The 24,084-nt window shown below is 71.3% G+C and carries 18 protein-coding genes; 8 read left to right on the top strand and 10 right to left on the bottom strand.

The window, feature by feature from the left end; all coding sequences use genetic code 11:
* Nucleotides 1-2 precede the first annotated feature (2 nt).
* The 4 genes from ACZ4YL_RS33385 to mdlC form a co-directional block, all read right to left on the bottom strand.
* Nucleotides 3-1,394 carry an alpha/beta hydrolase family protein gene (locus ACZ4YL_RS33385; protein WP_468121547.1) on the bottom strand — a complete coding sequence of 464 codons (1,392 nt, stop codon included), beginning with the start codon at nucleotides 1,392-1,394 and terminating at the stop codon, nucleotides 3-5.
* 8 nt (nucleotides 1,395-1,402) lie between these two features.
* Nucleotides 1,403-2,833, bottom strand: coding sequence for a cytochrome P450 (locus tag ACZ4YL_RS33380; RefSeq protein WP_468121546.1), 1,431 nt, complete (start codon nucleotides 2,831-2,833; stop codon nucleotides 1,403-1,405).
* Nucleotides 2,830-4,287 carry an FAD-binding oxidoreductase gene (locus ACZ4YL_RS33375; RefSeq protein ID WP_468121545.1) on the bottom strand — a complete coding sequence of 486 codons (1,458 nt, stop codon included), beginning with the start codon at nucleotides 4,285-4,287 and terminating at the stop codon, nucleotides 2,830-2,832. Before ACZ4YL_RS33375 ends, ACZ4YL_RS33380 begins: the two co-directional genes overlap by 4 nt.
* A gap of 104 nt (nucleotides 4,288-4,391) precedes the next feature.
* Nucleotides 4,392-6,020 (bottom strand): benzoylformate decarboxylase, encoded by a 1,629-nt coding sequence (mdlC, locus tag ACZ4YL_RS33370; protein WP_468121544.1) that lies wholly within the window; start codon nucleotides 6,018-6,020, stop codon nucleotides 4,392-4,394.
* Between the two features lie 348 nt (nucleotides 6,021-6,368).
* On the opposite strand from mdlC, the gene ACZ4YL_RS33365 reads away from it, so the two are divergent.
* Nucleotides 6,369-7,463 (top strand): lytic polysaccharide monooxygenase auxiliary activity family 9 protein, encoded by a 1,095-nt coding sequence (locus ACZ4YL_RS33365; protein ID WP_468121543.1) that lies wholly within the window; start codon nucleotides 6,369-6,371, stop codon nucleotides 7,461-7,463.
* 137 nt (nucleotides 7,464-7,600) lie between these two features.
* On the opposite strand, the gene ACZ4YL_RS33360 is transcribed toward ACZ4YL_RS33365, so the two are convergent.
* Complete coding sequence (locus ACZ4YL_RS33360; protein WP_468121542.1) at nucleotides 7,601-9,478, bottom strand: PAS domain S-box protein; 1,878 nt, start codon at nucleotides 9,476-9,478, stop codon at nucleotides 7,601-7,603.
* Nucleotides 9,479-9,767: 289 nt separating this feature from the next.
* On the opposite strand from ACZ4YL_RS33360, the gene ACZ4YL_RS33355 reads away from it, so the two are divergent.
* The 4 genes from ACZ4YL_RS33355 to ACZ4YL_RS33340 all read left to right on the top strand — a co-directional run bounded on the left by ACZ4YL_RS33355 (nucleotide 9,768) and on the right by ACZ4YL_RS33340 (nucleotide 14,326).
* Nucleotides 9,768-10,328 (top strand): potassium channel family protein, encoded by a 561-nt coding sequence (locus ACZ4YL_RS33355; RefSeq protein WP_468121541.1) that lies wholly within the window; start codon nucleotides 9,768-9,770, stop codon nucleotides 10,326-10,328.
* 247 nt (nucleotides 10,329-10,575) lie between these two features.
* Nucleotides 10,576-12,192, top strand: coding sequence for an MFS transporter (locus ACZ4YL_RS33350; RefSeq protein ID WP_468121540.1), 1,617 nt, complete (start codon nucleotides 10,576-10,578; stop codon nucleotides 12,190-12,192).
* Between the two features lie 324 nt (nucleotides 12,193-12,516).
* On the top strand, nucleotides 12,517-12,765 hold the full coding sequence (locus ACZ4YL_RS33345; RefSeq protein WP_468121539.1) for a hypothetical protein: 249 nt from the start codon (nucleotides 12,517-12,519) through the stop codon (nucleotides 12,763-12,765).
* Nucleotides 12,766-12,895: 130 nt separating this feature from the next.
* Nucleotides 12,896-14,326 carry a DUF2252 domain-containing protein gene (locus ACZ4YL_RS33340; RefSeq protein ID WP_468121538.1) on the top strand — a complete coding sequence of 477 codons (1,431 nt, stop codon included), beginning with the start codon at nucleotides 12,896-12,898 and terminating at the stop codon, nucleotides 14,324-14,326.
* Between the two features lie 141 nt (nucleotides 14,327-14,467).
* Here the strand turns inward: ACZ4YL_RS33340 and ACZ4YL_RS33335 are convergent, their stop codons facing one another.
* On the bottom strand, nucleotides 14,468-15,751 hold the full coding sequence (locus ACZ4YL_RS33335) for a cation:proton antiporter (protein WP_468121537.1): 1,284 nt from the start codon (nucleotides 15,749-15,751) through the stop codon (nucleotides 14,468-14,470).
* 117 nt (nucleotides 15,752-15,868) lie between these two features.
* Nucleotides 15,869-16,144: an isoamylase early set domain-containing protein gene (locus ACZ4YL_RS33330; RefSeq protein ID WP_468121536.1), complete on the bottom strand. Its 276-nt coding sequence runs from the start codon at nucleotides 16,142-16,144 to the stop codon at nucleotides 15,869-15,871.
* A gap of 278 nt (nucleotides 16,145-16,422) precedes the next feature.
* On the opposite strand from ACZ4YL_RS33330, the gene ACZ4YL_RS33325 reads away from it, so the two are divergent.
* Together ACZ4YL_RS33325 and ACZ4YL_RS33320 are read left to right on the top strand one after the other, a co-directional pair.
* On the top strand, nucleotides 16,423-17,517 hold the full coding sequence (locus ACZ4YL_RS33325) for a carboxylate-amine ligase (protein WP_468121535.1): 1,095 nt from the start codon (nucleotides 16,423-16,425) through the stop codon (nucleotides 17,515-17,517).
* A 358-nt stretch (nucleotides 17,518-17,875) separates the two neighbouring features.
* Nucleotides 17,876-18,712, top strand: coding sequence for a class II glutamine amidotransferase (locus tag ACZ4YL_RS33320; RefSeq protein WP_468121534.1), 837 nt, complete (start codon nucleotides 17,876-17,878; stop codon nucleotides 18,710-18,712).
* Between the two features lie 66 nt (nucleotides 18,713-18,778).
* On the opposite strand, the gene ACZ4YL_RS33315 is transcribed toward ACZ4YL_RS33320, so the two are convergent.
* The gene (locus ACZ4YL_RS33315; protein ID WP_468121533.1) at nucleotides 18,779-19,672 is read right to left on the bottom strand and encodes a hypothetical protein; all 894 of its coding nucleotides are present in this window, start codon (nucleotides 19,670-19,672) and stop codon (nucleotides 18,779-18,781) included.
* Between the two features lie 519 nt (nucleotides 19,673-20,191).
* Here ACZ4YL_RS33315 and ACZ4YL_RS33310 point away from each other — a divergent pair.
* Complete coding sequence (locus ACZ4YL_RS33310; protein ID WP_468121532.1) at nucleotides 20,192-20,671, top strand: ricin-type beta-trefoil lectin domain protein; 480 nt, start codon at nucleotides 20,192-20,194, stop codon at nucleotides 20,669-20,671.
* Nucleotides 20,672-20,798: 127 nt separating this feature from the next.
* On the opposite strand, the gene ACZ4YL_RS33305 is transcribed toward ACZ4YL_RS33310, so the two are convergent.
* Both ACZ4YL_RS33305 and ACZ4YL_RS33300 read right to left on the bottom strand, forming a co-directional pair.
* Entirely contained in the window at nucleotides 20,799-23,165 is a 2,367-nt protein-coding gene (locus ACZ4YL_RS33305; protein ID WP_468121531.1) for a bifunctional polysaccharide deacetylase/glycosyltransferase family 2 protein, read from the bottom strand.
* A 39-nt stretch (nucleotides 23,166-23,204) separates the two neighbouring features.
* The gene (locus tag ACZ4YL_RS33300) at nucleotides 23,205-23,741 is read right to left on the bottom strand and encodes a hypothetical protein (protein WP_468121530.1); all 537 of its coding nucleotides are present in this window, start codon (nucleotides 23,739-23,741) and stop codon (nucleotides 23,205-23,207) included.
* Nucleotides 23,742-24,084: the final 343 nt, after the last annotated feature.

The following is a 24,084-nucleotide window of genomic DNA, read 5'->3' as shown; positions in this document are numbered from 1 at the left end:
CCTCAGCGGTCGTAGAGCTGGAAGAGCCGGGTGTCGGTGACCCGGCCGCGGAAGCGGTTGAGTTCCGCGTCGACATGGGCGCTCGCCTCCGGCACGTCGAACCGGAGGTTGTGCTCGTAGCGTTCGGCCGCGTGGCACAGCGGGAAGGCGTGCGTGTCGTCGGTCCAGGTGAATTCGGTGAACTGCGCGGGCAGGGCGTACGGGGAGACCGAGGAGCGCCCCTCCAGGCTCGGCACGACATCGTGCTCGTTGATCAGCGAGCAGACCCGGGTGACCGGGTCCGCGGGCCGCTTCCCGTCGATGGGCGAGCCGATGGCGACGACGTGCGTGACCCGGTACAGCGCGCAGAACTCCCGGTCCGCGGCCAGGTTCATCGCGGTGATCCCGCCCAGGCTGTGGCCGATCAGCGCGATCTCGGTGCCCGTGGGAACCACCATCCGCAGGGCGCGTGCGGTGGCCCTGGAGTAGGGGGTGCTGGGCCTGGCCACCGCGTGGACCGCGCCGAGCAGGTCCTGCGGGCTCTCGTTGCGCACCCCGTCGGCGGCCATTCCGGCGAGCTGGACCACGTACCGCGTCACCTGGTCGGGGCCCGACACGCGCTGGACGAGCAGGGTGCCGCCGGTGCCGACCGTCCCGATGTTGCGGAGGTACCCGCCGATGGTGCCGGAGGTGTCGAGGCGCTCCAGCAGAGCCGGCTCGGGGGGCTTGGGCTCGGCGCGGCCGGGCCCCCGGTCCAGGAAGGCCCAGACCCGGCTGCTGACGCCCATGACCGGTTCGGCGGCGGTCAGGGTGCGGCCGGTGGCGATCTCCCAGCCGGCCTCGTCGTTGAAGGGGTTCTCGTCGGTCAGCGCGTTCCACGCCAGGATGTCGGCGAAGGACGGCGCGAGCAGCGCGAAGGCGCGTTCGGCGCCCTGGCTGCCGATGATCCGCTTGAAGGTACGGACCGCCTCGCGCTGCCGGTCCTGCTCGACGGCCCTGAGCACGTGTGCGGTGTCGGGGTCGCTGAGGAGCTCGGGATGGGCGACGGCGGCCGCCCGGATGCGGGCCTTGAGACCGGTGACGGCGAGGCTGACCGCAAGGCTCTCCCGGCTGGTGAGGACTCCCGCGAGCCAACCGGCGCGGGCGACCCCGCGGCCGTCCGCGGCCCAGCCCAGGCCCTTCGGGTCCCTGAGCGTACGGAGCAGGGTGCGCAGCGCGGTACGGGCGCGGCCGGAGGCGCCCAGGGCGGCCAGCGGCAGCCGGGTGCCGAGGGCCAGTTCGGAGGCGTGCCGGGAGGCCTCGCGCACGGCGTCGGCGGCCTCGGCCAGGTCGCGGCAGAGCTGGTGCAGGCCGGCCACGTCCGGTTCGGTGTGGGCGGCGGATGCGGTCGGGTGGTCGGTGGCTGTTTCGGGCACGGGGGGACTCATTCCGGGTCTCGACGGGGGGCCGTCCGCAGCCGGATCGCGGCGGTGTCCAGCGTTCCGGGCAGCGGGCGGTGCGGGTCGACGGCGGGGCGGGCCCCGGTGATCCGGTGACCGCGCAGCACCTGCGCGCAGACGGCCGAGGTGAGCAACAGGCCGAGCTGGTCGCCGGGGCAGCGCCCGGCCCCGTGGCTGAAGGGGGCCATGCGGAGGTCCCGGTCGGCGTCCGCCTCGAACCAGCGGCCGGGTACGAAGAGGTCGGCGGCCGGTACCCGGGCGGGGTCGCGCTGGTGGAATCCGATGGGGACCAGGACGGAGGTTCCGGCCGGATGCCGCACGCCGCCCCATTCGGTTTCGGCGCGGGTGACCCGTACCAGGTCGGGGACGATCGGATAGAGCCGCAACGACTCCTGTACGCAGGCCCGCAGCCGGGGCAGTTCGGGTCCGCCGGTCGCGATGTCGGCGTGGGCGGCGTCCTGTTCGGCCGGGTGGGCGGCGAGCAGCAGCAGGGTGCGGGCGACGACGGGGGCGCAGACGTCGATGGCCATCAGCCAGTGGTGGACCTGGCCGAGCGGGTCGGTGCCCTCGGGGGCGGGGAGCCGCAGGGCCCGCGCGGCGAGGGTGTGCGCGGGTGCATCGGAGGCGTACTGGGCGACCCGCTCCTCCGCCCTCGCGTACAGCGCCCGGTTGGCCTCGGCCCGGTTCTTGCGCAGGCCCATCCAGTTGCCCTCGTCGCGCAGGGTGCGAAGCCAGCCGGCCAGCTCCTCGTCGTCCGCGGCCCGGTCACCGAGGACCACCCGGCGGGAGATCCGGGCGAGGCAGCGGCGCACTCCCCCGAAGTCGAGGACGGTGTGGTCGGTGAGCGGCCGGCTCTCCTCCTCGACGACGGCCTGGTACTGCGCGCAGTCGGGGTGGACGGGGCTCCCCCATGCGAGGGCCTCGTCGTTGACCTTCCGCCGGTCCTCGCGGAGGTCGCCGTGGGAGCAGATGACGCCGGTGGGCTCGACGCCGCTCAGCCCCTTGAGCTTGTCCTCGGCGTCCATGGCGAGGGTGCGTACGGGCTCCTCGAAGAACTGCCGGATGTCCTCCGGGTCGAACAGCACCAGCATCTGTCCGGAGAGCCCGCGCACGGTGACGGGGGCGCCGCCGTGCCGCTCGCGCATGGCGCGCAGGGTGGCCGCGGACCAGCCGTACTGGTCTATGGCGGCGAACGCCGACACGACCTTGAACCGGGCGCTGACGACACCTCGAACGAAGACGGGCAGGGTGTGGGTGGCGACGAATCGGGCGGTCTCGGCCATGCCCGCGCGGGCCCGGCGGGCGGTGGAGGGCGCGGGGGCCGTGGGGGCCGTGGGGGTCGCGGAGACGGTCGGGATGTCCGCCGGGCGCCCGCTCCCGTTCGCCGTGTCGATCCGGTTCTCGGTCCCGGTCATGCCTCGACGACCTTCCCGGGGTTCAGCAGGTTCCTCGGATCGAAGAGCCGCTTGAGTCCGCGCTGCAACTCCAGGCTCACCGGGTCGAGTTCGCGGGTGAGCCAGTCGCGCTTGAGGGTGCCGATGCCGTGTTCTCCGGTGCTGGTGCCGCCGAGGGCGAGCCCGGCGGCCATGATCTCGTCGTACGCGACCTGGGCGCGGCGGAACTCCTCCGGATCCGACTCGTCGAAGACGACGGTCGGGTGGAGGTTGCCGTCCCCGGCGTGACCGAGGGTGAAGATCCGCAGCCGGTTGCGGCGGGCGATCTCCTCGATCGTGCCGATGAACTCGGGGAGTTCGGAGCGGGGTACGGCCACGTCCTCGATGAACCCGGTGGGTTTGCCGCCGAGGGTGGCGGCGAAGGCGCCGAGGGCCGGGGTGACCAGCCGCCTGGCCTCGATGATGTGCCGGGACTCCTCGGGGGTGGAGGCGGTGTGGACGTTCTCGGCTCCGGCCTCCTTGCAGAGGAGCTCCATCGCGAGGAGGTCGCCCGCGGGGGCGGTCGTATCGCTCTCCACGATGAGGGTGGCGGCGCTGCCGGGTCGCAGCAGCGCGTGTCCGTATTCGGCGACGGCCCGGGACGTGGCCCGGTCGAGGAGTTCGAGCGCGGAGGGGATGTGGCCGGCCGCGGTGATCGCCGCGACGGCGTGCCCCGCAGCGGTGAGGCTGGGGAACTGTGCGAGCAGAGCGAGCGCGGGCGGGCGGGCGGGCCGCAGCGCGAGCGTGGCGCCGACGACGACCGCGAGGGTGCCTTCCGAGCCGACGATCAGCCGCGTCAGGTCGTAGCCCGCGACGCCTTTGGCGGTGTCGCGTCCGGTACGCGTGCGCCGGCCGTCGGGCAGTACGAGGTCCAGCCCGAGCACGTAGTCGGCCGTGACCCCGTACTTCACGCAGCAGATGCCGCCCGCGCCGGTGGCGATGTTGCCGCCGATGGTGCAGCGCTCCCAGGAGGCGGGGTCCGGCGGGTAGGTCAGGCCGTGCTCGGCCACTGCGTCGTTCAGGTGCTTGGTGACGACTCCGGGCTCACAGCGCACGAGCCGGTTGGCCGGGTCGATCTCGATGATCCGGTCCATCCGGGTGGTGGACAGGACCACGCAGCCGTCGATGGCGTTCGCGGCGCCGGCGAGTCCCGTGCGGGCGCCCTGCGGGACGACCGGGACGCCGAGTTCGTACGCGGTGCGCAGGACGTGCGCGACCTGATCGGCGTCGTACGGGAGGGCGACGACCGCGGGGGTGCCCGCTTCGGAGAAGGGCGCCGCGTCGCGGGTGTGGGCGGCGAGCGCCTCGGGGTCGGTGCGCAGGGCGTCGGCGGGGAGCCCGGCGCGGAGCCGGTCGAGGAGCACGGCGGAGTCGGTGGAGGGGCTGCTGGGGGCGGAAGGAATGGGGACGGTGGGGACGGTGGGGGCGGTGGGCATGGCGGGCCTTCTGGAGGTCGGGACAGTGCTCGCGAGCGTGCTCGTGGCGGCGGTCGTGCCGGTGCCGGCCACGGCGTTGGCGCTGACGGTGGGAACGGCTGTGCTCAGAGGGAGGGGAGCTCGGTGGTGATCGGCACGTCGATGAGCACCGGGCCGTCCTGCTGGGCCGCCGAGTCCCGTACGAGTTTGGTGAGTTCACCGGCGCCGTGGGCGGTGTGCGCGCGGACGCCGTAGCCGGTGGCGATCGCGGTGATGTCCAGGCCCGGGATGTCGAGGCCGGGGGCGCCCTGCGCGTGCTCGATCTGCGCGAACCACTGGAGGATCGCGTAGCGGGCGTTGCTGAGGACCACGAAGGTGACGGGAACCTTGTAGGTGGCGGCGGTCCACAGGGCCTGGACGGCGTAGTGGATCGAACCGTCGCCGATGACCGCGACGACGGGCCGGTCGGGGGCGCCGAGCTGTGCTCCGACGGCGGCCGCCGCGCCGAATCCGAGGCCGCCGCCGGCGGAGAAGAGGTACGAGCCGGGGGTGCTGATCCGGGTGGCCTCGTGGAACTGCGGGACGTTGGAGGGCGACTCGTTGACCCAGAGGGTGTGGTCGGGGGCGCCCTGAGCGATGGCGGTCATGGCGGCGAGGGGGGTCAGCACGCCGTCGGGTCCCTCGGGGGTCCATACCCGCTCGTGGGGCCGGGAGGCCGGTCCGCCGGGCGGGAGCAGGCCGGCGAGCCGGTCGGTGAGCCGGTCGGTGAGGGCCCGGGCGGACAGCGCGAGATCGGCGACGACCGCGTCACCGACGGGGGCCCTGGCGGCCTCTTCCGCGTCCCGGGTCAGCAGGATCAGCTCGGCGCCATCGGGCAGGTGGGAGCCCGGGATGTAGGGGTAGTAGCGGAAGACGGGCGCGCCGATGACCACGACGAGGTCGTGGCCGTACAGCTGCTGGGTGAGCGGGCCGATGGCCGGGACGAGTTCCCCCCGGAACTGCGGGTGGTTGCGGGGGAAGGCCACGCGGGCGGAGACGGGGGCTGCCCAGACGGGCAGGCCGGAGCGTTCCGCGAGTGCGACGACCGCGTCCCAGGCACCGGACGCGTCGACGTCGTCTCCGACGACGAGGACGGCCGATCGGGCTCCCGCGATGCGGTCGGCGAGGTGCCGCACCGTCTCCGGGGCCGGGCCGGTGGCGTGGGTGACGCGGCGGGCGGCCGCGGCCTGCGCGCCGCGGTCCTCGGCCTCGGTGAGCTCGGCGTCGAAGTCGTCCATGGGGAGGGAGACGAACACCGGCCCGTGCGGCGGGGTTTCGGCGAGCTGGGCGGCGCGGGCGAGTGCGGGGGCCACGTCTGCGGGACGCGGGGGCTCGTACGCCCATTTCACGGCGGGCTGCGGGAGGAGCGTCGCCTGGGGGTTGGAGAGCAGGGCCTCCATGGTGAGCATGGCGCGGACCTGCTGGCCGGCGGTGACCACCATGGGGGTGCGGTTGGCGCGGGCGTTGAGGATGGCACCCATGGCGTTCCCGGTGCCGGGGCCGGTGTGCAGGTTCACCAGGGCGGTGGTACCGGAGGCGAGGGCGAAGCCGTCGGCCATGCCGACCACGACGGCCTCCTGGAGGCCGAGTACGTACCGGAAGTCCTCCGGGAACCGCTTGAGCATGGGCAGTTCGGTCGATCCGGGATTGCCGAACACCGTGGTCATGCCGCGGGCCCTCAGAACATCCAGGACCGCTTCTCGAACCGTGCGCATGTGTGGATCCTTCCGCCCAGCCGGGAACAACTGAAGGTGATCAAGACATCACGCTCCGTGGATCTTGGCAAAACCGCTCCGCCAGGTGAAACGGCCTGCTGCGCCCACGCCGCATGGTGTGGAAGAACACCGACCCGACGGTGCACCGTGTTGACGCCCCGTCCACCCGGTGACGGGGCCATCCGCGGCATCCCCCGCAGGCGACCTTCGGTACACCTGAGGAAGACCAGGAGACATGTTGGGCCGTCCGGGTCACTGACCGGTGCGCAGAAACGATCACGTGTGCGGCGCGGCCGAACGACCGTGCCGGAACCCACCAGGATCAAGAAGCCAAGATCCTCTATCCGGATGAGTAAGGACTTCATGAGCAGCAGCGCCAACATCCAGGCACCCTCCGGGCTCCTGGCCGACATCAGGCACCGATCCGACGGCGACCACCAGGTCTTCGGGATCCACCTGCGGTGGCAGATCGGCGACAATCAGCCCGACCACGGAACCTGGCCCCCGCCTGCGGACTGGAACGAAGGTGACGCCCCCTACCCGCACCTCTACGAGGTGTGGATCAACGGTGAGGCCCGGCAGACGGTGTTCCTCCACTGGCTGGCCTGGGACTGGTCCCCGTCCAACTCCCACTGGGTGGACCTGGGTGAAGAGCCCGACGCCGAATACCGGGTGAAGATCCGAGCCAAGGCCGACGGTTCGTTCACCCCGTTCACCAACGAGGTGACCGTCGCCGCGGCCGCCGCGGTGGCCTGGTCCGCCCCTCCGAAGCCCCGGGGCGCGAAGTCCGGCGCGGACCGCTCTCCGCGTCACGGCACGATGGATCACCCGCGCAGCCGGGCCGCCGCCGCGATCAGGGACGAGGACCAGTCTCCGATCTGCGCGAAGGCCCGGGCCGAGAACACCAGCACCACCTGGCAGGAGGTGCTGCCGGGGGCCGACCGGATGCTGGCCGACTACCCCTGGAACAACGCCCTGCGCTATCTGGAGTACCGAAAGTTCTTCGAGGGCAGCACCGTCGCCTCCACCGGGAACCCGGAGTTCGCAGGTCTCGACCTTGCTCCCAGTGCGGATCTCGGCGACTGGCCCACGACCCGGATGGACGCCTCTGCCGCAAGCCACACGTTCTCGTACGACTACATGGCCTATCACACCGACGAGACCTGGTCGCACCGCTGGTTCCTCACCCGCGAGGGGTGGGACCCCCACGGCGGACTCTCGTGGGAGGACCTGGAGCCCGTTCCGTTCCTGGTCGAGGTCCAGGGAGCCCCGCGTGAGGAGGACTCGACCTCTTGGGAGTTCGCCACCCTCCCGTCCCGAAGCGGGCGGGCCGCGATCGTGCATGTCTGGGGCGGTCACGGCGGCCCGAACACCCCTGACGGCGGCAACGGCGGCAACACCGGCGAGTTCTTCCTGTCCGTGTGCGACGTGGTGATCCACTGACGCCATCCGGATCCGAATGCCCGGTCAGGGGAAGCGGAACGGGTGAGGTCCCTGGGAGGGGGCGGCCGCGCGAAGCCGCAGCCGCCCCCTCGCGTCACCCCGCCGAAGTCCTGCGCCAGGCCATGGCCGACCGGCTGTCAGCGACGCGGGGAGGGTAACGGCAGGGAGAACCAGACCGCCTTGCCCTCCGCTGTCGGTAGCGTGCCCCAGGATCTGGCGAGGGAGTCGACGAGGAGCAGACCTCGGCCCGATTCCGCGTCCGGGGCGGCGAAGCGGGCCTGCGGAAGCACCGGGCTTGCGTCACAGACCTCGACACCCAGCTCCTGACCGGCCTGCCGCAGCCGGAGCCGTACGGGCCCGCCGCCGTGGCGCACCGCGTTGGAGAGCAGCTCGGAGGCCAGCAGACAGGCCGTCTCACGCAGCTGCTCGTCGTCCCTGCCCCACGCCGCCAGAGTGGCGCGCAGGAAGCGCCGGCCCTCGGCCACGCTGCTCGAGGCGGCGTCCAGTACGAGGGTCCGCGCGGTGGCAGGGGTCTCGGGGATGCGCACGAGGAGCAGGGTGACGTCGTCCGGATTGTCGTCGGCGTCCGGGAGCAGTTCCGTCAGCAACCGGTCCGCAGCGGCTTCCAGGGATCCGGTCGTTGCGAGGCCCTTCTCCAGCGCCGCGGCGAGCCCGTCGACCTGCCCTTCGATGTCGCTGCCCGGTGTCTCCACCAGCCCGTCCGTGTAGAGCGCCAGCACCGAGCCCGGCGCGACCGCGTGCCGGCTCTCGTGGTGGGGTACCTCGCCGACCCCGAGCGGCACGCTCACCTCGGCCGGCAACCGGCTCACCTCGCCGCCGGGAGCGGCCAGTAGGACCGGCAGATGTCCGGCCGAACAAACCGTTACCTCGGCCGCGTCCGCGTCCACGACGAGGTAGCAACAGGTGACGAACTGGTCGGGGAGTTCACTCACCACCGCGTCGAGGGCACGCATCAGCTGCCAGGGCGGCATTCCGGTCTTCGCCAGCGCGTGGGAGGCGGACCGCAGTTGGCCCATGACGGCAGCGGCGTCCAGCCCGCGTCCCATCACATCGCCGATCATCACGCCGACCCGGCCGCCACCCAGCGGGATCAGGTCGAACCAGTCCCCGCCCACCCCGGCGCCCTGCCGGGCCGGGAAGTAGCGGCTCGCAGTCGGCATCCCCGGCACGTCCGGCGGTGAACCCATGAGGCTGCGCTGAAGGGTGAGAGCGACGTGGCGCTGCTGCTCGTAGAGCTGGGCGAGCATCTCCTCGGCGGCTTTGCGCCCCGTGACGTCGCGGATGGCCGCGGAGACGAGCGTCCCGTCGGGGGTTTCCAGGGGACTCAGGCTGATCTCCACCGGAAACTCGCGCCCGTCCCGGCACAGCCCGTACAGCTCCAGCCCTGCCCCCATGGGCCTGACCTGCCGGTTGACGAAGTAGCCGTCGCGGAAGTCGGAGTGGTGGCCGCGGAACCGGTGGGGTACGAGCACCTCGACGGGCCGCCCCAGCAGGTCCTCGCGCGCGTACGCGAAGAGCGCCTCTGTCTGGGCGTTGACCAGCTGGATGATGCCCCTCTCATCGACGATCACCATCGCGTCGGGGGCCGCCTCCAGCAGGGCCCGGAAGCGCTCCTCAGCTGCCCGGCGCTCGCTGACGTCCCGCACGGCGGCCGAGATCAGCAGCCCTTCGGGGGTCTCCAGCGGGCTCAGGCTGATCTCCACGGGAAACTCGCGCCCGTCGCGGCGCAGGCCGTACAGCTCCAGCCCCGCCCCCATCGGGCGCACCTGACGGCTGGCCGCGTAGCCGAGCCGGTGGCGCGGATGCTGACCGCGGAACCGCTCAGGCACCAGCACGTCGATGGGCCGCCCCAGGAGTTCCTCCCGCGGGTAGCCGAACAGGGCCTCGGTCTGGGCATTGACCAGGCGGATCATCCCGGCGTCGTCCACGATCACCATCGCGTCCGGTGCCGCTTCCAACAGAGCCCTGAAGGGCTCTTCGGTCGTCGCTGCCATGCTGCGCCTCGCACTCGCCGGATCCCGCAGAAGGGACCATCCGACCATGGGGCTGAAAACCGCACCTCGGGTTGACCGAAACCCATCCACAATTGACCGGCTGCGAACGGGCACACAGTACCCGTACACACGTCGGTGGCGGGGCTTTGCTGGCCCCCTGTGCCACCGGCTTGCGGCGCCATGCGCCCGTGCCGGTGATAGTCGGTGCGCTCCTGGAGCGCCTGTCGCGCGGCGCCCCTGACACCGGGGACGCTGAGGGCAGGGCATGCGCTGCGGTCGGGGTGGAATCGTGAACGGGAACTCGGGCGGTCACCGCCGGCAGGTACTGCTCGCCTCGGTGCGTTCCCTGGGGACGGCCACCCTCCTCGTGGCCGCCTACTACCTGCTGCCCATGGACTCGGCCTTCACGGCCACCACCGTCCTCCTGCTCACCGGTGGCATCGCGGCCGTGGTGGTGCTGCTGTCCTGGCAGATCCGCCGGATCACGCTGTCGCCGTGGCCCGGGCTGAAGGCCATGGAGGGCATGGCGATCACCGTGCCGCTGTTCATCCTGCTGTACGCCACCGCCTGCTTCCTGCTGGAGCACACCACGCCGGGAAGCTTCAGCGAACCCCTGTCGCGCACCGACGGGCTGTACTTCGCGATGACCGTGTTCAGCACCGTCGGGTTCGGCGACATCACCGCCCGCAGCGAGACCGCCCGGCTGCTGACCACGGGACAGATCACACTGAACCTGCTGCTCCTCGGCGTGGCGGCCCGGCTCCTGGCCAACGCGGTCCAGCGAGGCCGGGAACGCCGTGATCAGGCTGCCGGCCCCGGTGGGAGCGGCAGCACGCCGCCCGTCCCGTGACCCGGGCCCGGCCTACTGGCTGCCGGCTTTGCAGCGCTGCCCGGGCCTTGTCGGTGTCCGGGTAGACGCCCTGCAGGACGGCAAGCTCGTTCCGGACCAGGCAGAACCCGCCCGGCAGCTCTACGCCTCCCGGCCTACCACCAGGGCGCGGCCTTCGCCGCTGGTGCACCCGGGGAGCGACCCTCGTCCGGCCGACTGCGCGGCGGGTCGGCCCTCCGGGCCTCTGGGCGGCTGGGAGCATGCGTCCATGTCATCCGAGGCAGGCACGGCCGAGAGTACGGCGAAGGCACGACTCGTCCTGTTGGCGCTCGCGTCCGGGCAGTTCCTGATGGCGCTCGACAGCTCCGTCATGAACGTCTCCATCGCCACGGTGGCCGAGGACGTGGGCACCACCGTGACAGGTATCCAAGGCGCGATCACCGCCTACACCCTCGTGATGGCGATGTTCATGATCCCCGGCGGCAAGGTCGGGGCGCTGATCGGCCGCAAACGCGCGTTCATGATCGGCTGCTGCATCTACGGGGTCGGCTCCCTCACCACCGCGCTCGCACCGAACCTTCCCGTGCTGCTGCTGGGCTGGGCGTTCCTGGAAGGAATCGGAGCGGCTCTCATCCTGCCGGCGATCGTGGCGCTCGTCGCCGGCAACTTCGCCGTCGAACGCCGCCCCGCCGCCTACGGACTCGTCGTGGCGGCCGGGGCCGTGGCGATCGCGGTCGGGCCGCTCATCGGCGGCATCGCGACGACGTACTTCTCCTGGCGGTGGGTCTTCGCAGGCGAGGTCCTGGTGGTACTCGGCATCCTCCTGCTCACGCGCCGCATCGCGGACGCCCCGCCGGCCGACCGCCGGCGCATCGACCTCGTCGGCGTCGTCCTCTCCGCTGCCGGGCTCGGGATCTTCGTCTACGGCGTGCTCCGGTCCGAGGAATGGGGCTGGTTCCAGCCGAAGCCCGACGCCCCCTCGTGGCTCGGGGTGTCGCTGACGGTCTGGCTGATGCTGGCGGGTCTCTTCCTTGTCTGGCTCTTCCTCCGCTGGGAGGCCCGGGTCGGGGAGCGGGGCGGGGATCCCCTCGTCGATCCCGGCATGCTGCAGAACAAGCAGCTCACCGGCGGCCTGACGATGTTCTTCTTCCAGTACCTCGTGCAGATGGGCGTGTTCTTCATCATCCCGCTCTATCTGTCCGTCGCCCTGGGACTGTCGGCACTGGAGACCGGCGCCCGCCTCCTGCCGCTCTCGGTGAGCCTGCTGGCCGCCGCGACCCTCATCCCGCGCTTCCTCCCGGACGTCTCACCGCGGCGAGTGGTGCGGTTCGGGATCCTCGCGCTGCTCGCGGGCGTGGTGGTCCTGATGGCCGCGCTCGACTCGGACGCCGACGCGGCGGTCGTCACCGTCCCCCTCCTGCTGATCGGGCTCGGTATGGGAGCACTGGCGTCCCAGCTCGGGTCCGTCACCGTGTCCGCGGTGCCGCAGGAGCAGAGTGCGGAGGTCGGCGGCGTCCAGAACGCCGTCACCAACCTCGGCGCCTCGATCGGTACGGCACTCGCCGGATCGATCATGATCGCCGCACTTGCGTCTTCCTTCCTCGCCGGCATCGAGCAGAATCCGGCGGTCCCCGACAGCGTCACGAGCCAGGCGAACGTCAAGCTCCAGAGCGGCGCGCCGTTTCTGTCCGACGCCCAGCTGCAGACCGCGCTCGATGAAGCCGGCGTGAGCGCGGAGGTGTCCCAGGCTGCGCTGGACGTGAACGCCGAGGCCAGGCTCGACGGCCTGCGCGCGGCACTCGCCGTCCTGGCCTTCGCCGCCGTCCTCGCCCTGTTCTTCACCCAGCGAATCCCGACGGCCCAGCCGCACTCGGCGAAGCCGTAGGCCCTGCCGAGCCCGACCGTCCGGTGCCACTGCACGACCATGGCGAGTGGGTGTACACGAACCGGCCTGGCCGGCGATTCCGTGGAACGGATCCTCTGCGGCAGGGCGCCTTCGAAGGCGGACACCCCGGTCGATTCGGCCTCGGTCTCCAGACGGCCAGGCGCACGGTGCGGGCCCGCGTGGTTGCGTGAAGTCCGAGAAGCGGGTCGCGATGCGGGGTGACCAGGACGGATCTAGGGTTGAGGGAAGCCCGGCGCTCGCGGACACCCGTTGCTCCACGATCATTCCCGGCTCGGCGTCGGAAGCCCACGGGAGGCGTACGACATGGCCGCTGCAGCCGAAACTCCCGTCCTGGACACCCTCGCCGCGATGTCGGCCGGCTCGATCGAACGGTGCGGACCGGCCCAGGACGGGTTCGTGCTCACGCATGTCGCGGCCCTCGCCGCCTCCGATGCTCCGCCGATCTCCTCCCTGGTCCACGTCGACCCCGCCGACAGGGCCTGTGTGACCACCGAGCCGCTGCGGGACGTCCTGGTCCCTGTCGCCGACACCGAAATCGGGGCCCGGCGCTGAGGCCCGGCCGAGAGCAGACTCCATCCGCATCGGTGATCGGCACTGCCGGCATCGGACGGGACCACGGCACCGTGCCGGCCACCGGACGCCGGCGACCCCACGGACAGAGGACCAGACAGGAGGGCCTCGGATGCCCCAGCACTCGACCACGACGATGCGCGCGTCAGTTCACGCCACGCCCGAGGAGCGCGCGGCACTCGGCAAGGAGGCCCGGAGCCGTTCACCGCGGTCGGGACACGCGGTGTACGAGCCTTCTCCGGACCGGCGGGACCCGCTGAAAATCCTGAAGGCCCAGTCCGAGACCAGGGTGCCGGAACTGGTGCCGATCCGATACGGCCGGATGACCGAGTCCCCTTTCCGGTTCTACCGGGGCGCCGCTGCGATCATGGCCTCCGACCTGGCGGGCAGTCCCGACTCGGGGATCTCCGCCCAGCTGTGCGGGGATGCGCACCTGCTGAACTTCCGGCTGCTGGCCTCGCCGGAGCGGGAGCTGATGTTCGACATCAACGACTTCGACGAGACCTTGCCGGGCCCCTGGGAATGGGACGTCAAACGCCTGTCGGCGAGTTTCGTCATCGCAGCCCGGGCGAACGGCTTCGACGATGCCGAGCGCGCCCGCATCGTGGGCAGCACGGTGCGTTCGTACCGCGAGGCGATGATCAACTTCGCGGGCATGGGCAACCTCGACGTCTGGTACGCGAAGATCGACGCCGACCGCCTCACGGCCCTGACCGCGGACCAGCTCCACAAGAAGGGCCGCAAGAAGCTGGACCGCGCCCTGACCAAGGCCCGCTCCCGGGACGCCCTGCAGGTGTTCGGCAAGCTCACGCAGGTGGTGGACGACCGGCCGATGATCGCGGCGGATCCCCCGTTGCTGGTACCGATCGCCGACCTGCTGCCGGACGCCGAGCGCACCGCGCTGGAGCGCCAGTTCAAGGCACTCATCGAGCGGTACGGAGTCACGCTGCCGTCCGACCGGCGCGCCCTCCTGGAGGACTACCAGCTGGTCGACGTCGCCCGCAAGGTCGTCGGGGTCGGCAGCGTCGGCACCCGGTGCTGGATCTTCCTGCTCCTCGGTCGGGACGGCGGGGACCCGTTGTTCCTGCAGGCCAAGGAGGCCGACACGTCCGTGCTCGCCGACCACGTCGGGGCGAGCCGGTACCGGAACCAGGGCGAGCGTGTGGTCGCGGGGCAGCGGTTGATGCAGGCGGCGAGCGACATGTTCCTCGGCTGGGAGCGGGTGGACGGGTTCGACGGCAAGCGCCGTGACTTCTACATCCGCCAGCTGCGCGACTGGAAGGGCATCGCGATGCCGGAGACGATGTCGCCCAGGCAGCTGGAGACGTTCGGTGGCGTCTGCGGCATCACCCTCGCCCGCGCGCACGCGCGGTCCGGCGACCGGATCGCCATCGCCTCCTATCTGGGCAGCGGCGACTCCTTCGACCGGGCCCTCGTGACCTTCGCGGAGGCGTACGCCGACCAGAACGAGCGCGACCACCAGGCACTGGTCGACGCGGTGCGGGAGGGACGGCTGCCTGCGGAGGAACTCCCGGCCGGCTGACGGACCACGGACGACTCGGCGCCCCGCGTCGGGTGGCTGATCAGTCCCCGCTCCGTAGCCGACGGGAGGTCCACGGCGTGCGGCCGGCTCCATCAAGTGATCCCGGAGCAACCACGTGTCGCCCAGGCCGCGGCCTGGGCCTCAGGGTGACACTTCGTCGTCGGCGAGTGCGTTCTCCCGCAGGTTCGGCTTGACGCGGAGTGTTCTGGTGAACCATTCGGCGTAGCGGTTGCCCAGGAAGGGAGCCGAGGCTCCGTGGAGCAGGATGCTCATGCCCACGGTCACGGCGATGACCTCGCCCAGCAACGTCCCCCCGGGCAGATGCTCTTCGAACGCGATCAGGCCGAACACGAGAGACGCCAGCCCGCGCGGACCGAACCAGCCGATGTAGGCCACGGAGGCAGGGCGCAGGCCGGTGCCGATCAGTGAGAGAGCGACCGGCAGCATCCGGATGACGGTAAGGCTGAGCAGCGCGTAGACCACGGACCGCCACGTCAGGTGGTGGAGCACCGGTCCCAGGATGACGGCGCCGAAAACGAGGAAGCTCAGCGAGGCCAGCAGCAGCCCGAGGCGTTCGGTGAACCTCGTGCTCTGCGTGGGATCCTCTTCCTGGACGCGGACGCCCGGGTCGCTCGGCGCACGACGCAGATGAACTCCGAAGGCCAGACCGGCGACCCAGGCGCCGATGAAACCGCTGCCCTCGCCCATGGCGCACAGCAGGTATGTGATGACCGGAACGACCAGCGCCATGAACTGCCGCCAGTCGGAGCTGCTCCACCCTCGGGAAAGCGACCAGCGCAACAGGCTCGCCCCTGCCCAGCCGGCCGCGATGCCGATCGCGCCGCTCAGCAGCAGAGCACGCAGGAACGTCTCGGCCACACCGGGATGACCGTGGCCCTCACCCGCCGCTGCCAGAGCCACCACGAAGAACGGAAGCGCCAGGCCGTCGTTCAGACCGGATTCCACGGACAGGCCGCCGCGGACCAGCGCCGGCACCCGCTTGTTGGAGACGGCCTGTTGACCGAGCGCGGCGTCCGTCGGCGCCAGGATGATGCCGGCCAAGGCCAGCTCCCACACGCTCAGGCCCGGAAGCAGGGGCCATGCCGCCAGCCATCCCAGAGCCATCGTGACCGGCAGGCCCACCGCCAGCAGCCGCAGTGGCAAGAACTCCTCCCGGCGCAGGTCCCGGGCCCGGATCCCCGACGCGTCCGCGAAGAGCAGCAGAACCAGCGCGCTCTCCAGCAGAGCCTGAATGACCTCCGTATCCCGTGCCCGGTCCAGCAGGCCCAGGCCCACCGGTCCGATCACCAGGCCGACGAGCATGAACACCAACGGCCCCGACACCACCGTGGTCGACAGGCGCCGCGACAGGGCTCCGTAGGCGACGACCACGCCCCCGGCAACAACGACGGCCCATTCGCTCATCCGCTCTCCTCACACCGGGCATCCGCCGTCGCCCGGACAGCCGTGCCACGCCGGGCGCGCCGAGCCGGACGGAGCAGGCGCCCCCACGGCCGGACACCCACCGCGACTTCCCGCGGGTCAGGTGTACAGGCGGCTGTTGGATCCGTGCTGGTCGCCGGCGCTCTCGTCGTTGAACCAGTAGTCCCCCGCCGCCAGGTACCGGAAGGAGTGCGTGTTCTCGGGCGGCAGCTCGACCGTGACGGCCCGCTTGCCGTCCTCACGCGGGCGCAGGGTGTGAACACCGGGCTGCCAGTCATTGAAGTCGCCCACTACGCTGACCGGCCCCGGCGGGGTGTCGGCGGGAAGAATGAAGGTGACCTCGGTGCGGTCCTTGCGCAGCGTGCGCTCCAGCATGGGCTCTGCTCCTGACAGTCTGAAGGATCAGGCTCATCTTCGGTACCGGGGGCCCGGGCCGCACTCCGGCGCATCCATTGGCGGTCGGCATCGACGTCCGGTGGCGGGGACGGTCGGTCGTTTCTGGCTCGCGGAAAAGGCCCTGCTCCGGACCGGCGAGCCGGCACGGTACGAGAATTCCTGCACGAAACGCGCGCGAGGAGCACCGGATTGCGCCTCATTGTGTGGCAATCGCCCTGGACCTGGGTGATCACATCTGGTTCGGGGTACCACCCAGCATGATCACTGTTGGGGTCGAAGAGGAGTATTTGCTGGTCGACCCGGAGACGCTCCTGCCTACCCCGCTCGTGCAGCAGGTGCGTGCCACGGCCCGCCTGGCACCCATCGCGGAAGAGCGAGAAGTCCAGGACGAACTGCTGCAGGCGCAGATCGAAGTCGCCACCCCTGTGTGCACGGACCTCGTGGAGGTGGGCGGCCACCTTCTGCGGTTGCGCCAGGCAGTCGCCGCCGCCGCACAGGCGAACGGCTGCCGCATCGCCGTCTCTGCCACCGCGCCGGTCAGGACCGCCTCGCCCGTACCCATCACCCGCACGGCGAGGTACGTGAAGATGCGGCAAGAGGCCCGATTGCTGGTCGATGAGCAGCTGATCTGCGGGATGCACGTCCATGTGGGCATGCCCGACCGCGAGACCGGGGTGGCCGTTCTGAACCGGCTGCGTGTCTGGCTTCCCACGTTGTTGGCGATGTCCGCGAACGGGCCCCTGTGGGACGGGCGGGACACCGGGTTCGCCAGCTGGCGCACGATCGTCTTCGGCCGCTGGCCGGTCAGCGGCCCGCCCCCGCACTTCGCTGGGCTCGCGGACTACGAGGCGCGGGCCGATGCGCTGGTGGAACCCGGGGTGGTCCCGGACCGGGGGCAGCTGTACTGGCACGCCCGGCTCTCCGAGCGCTACCCGACGGTTGAGGTGCGCTGCTGTGACGTGCAGCTGGAGGCGGACGACGCGGTGATACTCGCCGGCGTCGTCCGCGGGCTCGCCGCCACCGCGGTCGCCGAGGAGAAGGCCGGAGTCGCTCTCGTGCCGTGCCGACCGGAGCTCCTGCAGGCGGCGACGTGGCATGCGGCCAGACACGGACTGGGCAGCACGCTGGTGGACCCGGCGGGCCGGCTACGGAGCAGCGGGGACGTGCTGTGCGCGCTCCTTCGGTACATCGGCCCCGCCCTCGAAGAGAACGGTGATCACCGCGAGGTGACCTCGCTTGTCCACCGGCTGCGCCGGCGGGGAACGGCGGCCGACCGCCAGCGCCGCGCCCTGGCCGAAGCCGGCCTGCCGGCGGTCCGGGCCCTGATCACCGCAGGAGCCACTACCGCGTGAGCCTGCCGGGATCGAGGATCAAGGCGCGCTGGACCGGCTCGGGGCATTTCGGGGCCGGACGGATCCGCTGGTTCCATCGCCCCGGCGCGGAGCGATCGCCCTCCGATCCGCTCCGCATGGCGATGCGCGGCGAAGGAGGCGAAAATAGGCTTGGGCGGAGTAAGAGCCACCCGATCGGCGAACACGGCCTCGCCCACAGCACGGGAACAGCGCCACTCCACTCGCAGCGCGCTCGAAGACGGGGCAGTGGAGTGCGGTGGCGAGATGACCGGCGGACTCATTGCAGACTCCGGCAGGCCGGGGGCGAGCGCGACGAGGTCTTCCCGCAGGTTCAGGTGAGGAAAACAGGTGATCGCACATGTGCCGATGGCTCGCATACTCGGGAACCCCCCAGCTGCTCGACACCATCCTCTACAAACCGGCCCACTCGCTGATCGATCAAAGCCTGCACTCCAAACTGGGTGTCGAGACGACGAACGGTGACGGTTTCGGCGTCGGGTGGTACCCCGAGGGCAGCGACGGCACCCCCGCCCTCATGCGGGACGTCGGCCCCGCCTGGAACAACCGCAACCTGCGGGAGCTCGCGGACCACGTCCGCTCGCCGTTGTTCTTCGCCCACATCCGGGCGTCGACGGGCACGGCGGTGCAGCAGACGAACTGTCACCCCTTCCGGCACGGCCGCTGGATGTGGATGCACAACGGCTCCGTCGCCGGCTTCCACGCCATGCGGCGGGACCTCACCCTGCTCGTCGACCCCGCGCTGTACTCCGAGATCGAGGGGACGACGGACTCGGAGACCATGTTCTTCCTGGCGCTCACCTTCGGCCTGGAGGAGGACCCGCCGGGCGCCGTCGCCAAGATGGTGGGGCTGGTGGAACGCGTCGGCCGCGAACACGGCGTGGAGTACCCGATGCAGATGACGGTCGCCGTCAGTGACGGGACGACCCTGTGGGCCTTCCGCTACTCCAGCCAGGGCTCCTCACGGTCGCTCTTCTACAGCACCCGGGTGGACTCGCTGCGCAAGCTGCACCCCGAAGTCACCTTCCTTCAGGAAGTGTCCGACGAAACCCGCCTGGTGGTGTCCGAACCCCTCGGCGATCTGCCCGGTGCCTGGAACGCGGTACCCGAGAGCAGCTACGGCGTCGTACGCGCCGGGGCCGACGAGTTGTGCAGCTTCACCCCGGAACCGGTATGACACGGCGCCGTATGGCCAGGCGCCCCCGTCACAGCCGGCCCCCGTCACAGCCGACGGCGGCCCCTGTCAGGGACAGGCGCCGGCCGGGTCATCGTGGACGAGGGCGCAGACCATCTGGGCGCCGCGTCGGTGATCGGGGTACTTCGCGATCAGCTCGGCCTTGAAGTCGTTCCATTGGCGCGTGGTCTCGGCGGTGGCGCCGGCCGTCGCGTGCCGGAAGTTGTCGCCCGTCCTGGAGCGGGCCGACGCGGCGGTGTCCTTGTTCAGGGCGCTGTTGTGGGCGACCCGGCCGTCGCAGTCGGCGGGCTTGACACCGGTGGATTCAATGTCGGTGTAACAGCCGGTGGCGAGGTCTGCAGGGATGCGCTCTCGCGCGTCCCGGGTCCAATCGGCGTCCTTCATGGCGCTGTAGCGGCGGATGTCGAGGAAGGGCGCCACGTCCGTACGTTCCAGGCCGGGCGGGTTGTCGAGGCCGATCGGGCCGGTCGCGGGCCGGTCGCTCCAGTTGGAGTGCGCGTAGAAGTCCTCGATCTGGTGCCAGCCGCGGCCGAGCTGTTCGAGGACGGTGCACTTGGCCCGCCCGGGCTTCTCTTCCCACGCGCAGTGCGAGGACAGGTCGCTCTGGTCGGCACGTACCTTGCCGTCAGCGTCGACGAGGCCGTCGGCGGCCTCGACCGCGTTGCGGAAGCGGGTGACGGAGGTACGGATGCACGCGAGGAGCTCGGTGGTGGCCTCGTCCCGGGTCCGCGGGTAGTCGGGGGCGTAGCGGGGGGCGAGGTGGTCGGCGTTGTCGCAGTGCAGGGGGCCGACAGCGAAGTACGGCGGCCGGTCGTTGGCGTTGATCGCTCCATCGTGGGCATCGGCCATCTCGGTCAGTGTGACGGGCTCCCAGGGCAGTGCGGCCCGGGTGATGTCCTCGTGATTGTCACCGGTGAAGGCGTGGGCGGGGCCGATCGGCACGGTGGTCAGAAGGGCCGCAAGAAGGGCCGCGAGAGCTGTGCAGGACGCTCGGGGCAGGCCGGGCGGCATACGGCGGGGCCCCCGGTCCAGGCGTCGGCGGATTCCAGAGCTCTCCTGGTCTGCACCCGGAAGGGAGCCGCTCGACGGAGATCCCGGTGGATGGCTGGGCGCGGAGGCCTTTAGACGGTGACCCGGCCGCGAGAGTACAACCATGCCTCCATGCTGCGCGTCCGTCCCCAGTGCCGCATTCGTTGTCTCTTTCGTGACCCTGAATCGACGGACCGGTCGCCGTTGGGGTTCACGGCGGGACATTCCCGCATGTCGTCGAGCCCGTTCCGCCACTCTCGGATATCCGTCGGATCATCGCACATACGGACTCCATGGAATGAACGTGCCGCGCAGAAACCGTTGGCCCACCAACGAGTGCTGCTACCAATTGCCATGCGTTCGGGTCCGAGTTGGGAAATCACCTCGTGGTCGTGCGCGAATCCCACGCCTACAGCAAGAACGGACTCCCCCATGGCAATCGCACTCCGCAAGACGCTCGCCGTCGCGATGCTGTCCCTGAACGTCTCCCTCCTGCCGGCCGTCGCGGCACAGGCCGTAGACACCGCCGCCCCGTCCCTGCGCGCTCCCGGCCTCTACTGCCTCGCCAACGCCTGGGAAACCCCGAACGTCTCCACGAAGCCGTGCGATGCCGCCGACCGCGGCCAGCACTGGACCGTCTCGGGCCAGCAGATCTCCCTCAGCAACGCGCGGGGCTACTGTCTCGCCAACACGTGGAACGCTCAGGACGTCTCGGTGAAGCCTTGCAACCCCAAGGACCAGGGGCAGTACTGGACCGTCTCGGGCCAGCAGATCTCCCTCACCTACGCTCCGGCCTACTGCCTGGCCAACGCCTGGCAGACCCCGAACATTTCGACCAAGCCGTGCGACTCCGCCGACCGCGGCCAGCACTGGGTGATCTTCAACGACCAGATCAGCCTCGCCGCAGCCTGACCCCCGCCCCACCGCCGCACCCGGCCTCTGCCTGGACGGCCCCGGGTGCGGCGGCGGCCCCCGGCAACGCGAGAGTCGGCGACACCCTGGGCTCGGTCCTCCACGCGGAACACCTCGGAACCGGCGCCTACAGGTCGCGGGGCCCCTGCGAAGGCCAGATGTGGTCCTGCGAGCTGTACGGGACCGGGGCAGAAGGTTGGGACGTCCAGGCGGGGTCCGCGTCGTAGCCGCCGTACGGCGCGGCCGCGGGAACGGCCCAGGGCTCGGGGGCCGGCGGGGCCTCGGGCACGGGCAAACGGTCCGGCAGCAGGGGCTCGGACGGGGTGACGGGCACCTGGAGGCTGCCGTAGCGATCCATTCGCTGCCAGCGCAGGCGGGACCCGGCGACAGCGGTGAAGACGGACTGGATCACGACCAGGTACATGAGCTGGCGGTAGACGAACTGCTGCAGGGGCAGGCTCCACAACGGTCCCGGCCGCTCCCCGTCCAGGCGGAACGCGTACAGCCCCATCAGGACCTGGAGGAGCAGGAACGCCGTCCACAGGCCGAGGATGCGCAGGGGGTCGAGGAAGATCAGGCCGTAGACCGCGAAGACGTCCACGACGGGCGCGAGCAGGGGCAGCAGGACCTGGAACATCAGCAGGTAGCCCAGACCGCGTCGGCCGAGCTTTCCGGCCTGCCCACGCTGGGTGAGGGCGCCCCGGTGCTTCCACATCGCCTGGAGGGTGCCGTAGCACCACCGGTAGCGCTGCTTCCACAGGGCACCGAGCGATGCGGGGGCTTCCGTCCAGGCCTTGGCGCGCTCCTCGTAGACCACGCGCCAGCCGTCCCGGCACAGGGCCATGGTGAGATCCGTGTCCTCGGCGAGGGTGGTGTCGCTGACGCCGCCGACCCGCAGCAGCGCCTCGCGGCGGAAGGCTCCGACGGCACCGGGGACGGTGGGCATGCACTCGGCGAGGTCGAACAGCCGACGGTCGAGGTTGAAGCCGACGACGTACTCGATGTGCTGCCAGCGTCCGAGCAGCCCGCCCCGGTTGACCACCTTGGCGTTGCCGGATACCGCCCCCACGCGGCGCTGGGCGAAGGGCTGGACGATCATGCGGACGGCGTCCGGTTCGAAGACGGTGTCGCCGTCGACCATGACGAGCAGATTGCAGTAGGCCGCGGCGATGCCCGTGTTGAGGGCGGCTGGCTTTCCGGCGTTCTGCTGCCGGATGACCCGCACGCCGGGCAGCCGGAGGCCCTCGACGATGTCGGCCGTGCCGTCCGTGGAGCCATCATCGACGACGATGACCTCGACCTGGTGGTCGGAGGCCACCAGGGAACGGACGGCGGCCTCGATGCCGGCGCTCTCGTTGTAGGCGGGGACGATGACGCTCACGGGTTCGGTGACCGGAGCGCCCCAGGGCCTGCGGCGCATCCGCACGTGCCGCCTGGCGGCGACGAAGACGGCGACCGCACGCAGCAGGCTGATCGCGCCCGCCGCCCACAGCAGCCACGAAAGGGCTTCGATGATCCAGTCGCTGGTGCGGATCGCGGTGATGAGGGCGAGGCCGTGCCACCTGTCCGTGGTCCCGGCCGGCTGCACGGCTTCGGGGAGGGCGACCGCGTCGCCCACGGTGACGAACGTCCAGCCGGACGCCTTCAGCCGCGGCACGAGCTGTTCGAGCGCGGCGACCGTCTGCCTACGGTCCCCGCCCGCGTCGTGCAGCAGCACGATCTGCCCGGCGGCGTCCTTCGGGGTGGCGCCGGCGATGATCTGCTCTACGCCCGGGCGCCGCCAGTCCTGGCTGTCCAGGGTCGTCAGGACGGTCAGGTACCCCTCCTGCCCAGCCTGGACGACGGCGTTCCAGTCGGCGTCGCCGAGCGCCTTGTTGGTGGAGGAGTAAGGCGGGCGCAGCAGCGGCGTGGTGACGCCGGTGGCACCGGCGATGACGAGCTGAGTCTCGCGCAGTTCCAGGGAACGCCGCCAGGCGGACGCGGTTCCGAGATCGGTGTGGGTGAAGCTGTGCAGGCCGATCTGGTGGCCCTCGTCAACGATCCGGCGGGCGAGTCCGGGGTTCTCGGCAACCCGGGTGCCGACGGTGAAGAAGGTGGCGGGCACGTCGTTGCGGCGCAGCACGTCGAGGATCTTCGGCGTCCAGACGGGGTCGGGGCCGTCGTCGAAGGTCAGCGCGAGGGTGCGGGCCGCCGGGGCGGCGGTGCGGCCGGCCGCCCCCTCGATCACCGGCCCGCCGGAGCTGATGGCCGCCGGGACGGAGGTGGCCCGACCCCGCTCACGGGGAGCCCCGTCGGGAGTGGAGTCGAACAGGTGCTGGGTGTAGCCCTGGAGGAGCAGCGCCGTCGAGAGGGTGAGCACGAGTGTGGTCAGCAGCAGCCAGTGGGTGCGCAGGGGGACGTTGCGTACGGAGCTGTGCCTGCCGTGGGGGCGGCGGCGACGGTTCTTCGACAAGGGACGGGGCTTCCTGCCTGCTGCGGTGCGGTGTGGGGCCATGCGGTGTCGGCGGTGTGGACCGCGCCCGGCGTGCCGGGATCAGGGGTGGCCGGTGGGCTTGCCTCCGCCTTGGCCGGGCGGCGCGGTGCCGCGGCCGCGCCCCCCGCCGGGAGGCGACGGAACGGGGTCTGCCGGTCCGGTGCCGGCCTTCGTCGGAGCCGGTCCGATGCCGGGTGTCGCCTGGCCGGTCCTGGTCGCGGCGGCCGGGGAGGGTGCAGCGCTGCGCGAGGCCGCCGGGGTGGGTCGCGGGCTCCCGCTCACCGCACCGCGGGGGGACGGGCTCGCAGTCCGGTCCCCGGCCGCTCCCTCGGGCGCGGGAGTGTGCGGAGCCTGGGCGGAGGGGAGGAACGGCGACTGGAGGGTGGGGCCGCCCAGCAGGGTGCTGATGAGCAGGACCAGGTAGGCGGCGGCCGGTACCACCAGCAGGTAACCCCAGCGGCGCACCCGGCGCTGTCTGCGCCCCGACGTGTCCACGAACACCGGGGCCGGCGGCTCCAGCGCCGCACCGGGTGCACCCGCATCACCGAGGAAGAGCTCCATCGTGTCGTGATCCGGGTTGCCGATTGGTGGGTGCATGCGCGGTGGCCTCTGGGGATCGGGGACGGGACGTCGGTGGCAGGATCGTGGGCGCGGCCGGTATGGCGACCCATGCCCTTCAGCGTTGGAGCCGCCACTGGTGTCACTCCCGGTGCCGAACCGGTCCCATTCCGTACGATCTCGACCGGGATACCCGGTCTCCGACGACAGCAATCGAACGAGAACCCTGCTGCGGAGTCAGGGTCGATGGGGGTTCTGATCGGTCCCCTCGGCCACCGGGCCGCCCAGGTCGGTTCGGCGGATGCGGACGCCTCGGGCCGCATGGTGCCCAGCTCACCGCGGGCCTGCGCCTTGTCGGTGCCCTGCGCCGTGCCGCCGCCGA

Source organism: Streptomyces sp. NPDC030021 (assembly GCF_055574035.1).
This window is presented reverse-complemented; position numbering and strand designations above follow the sequence as displayed.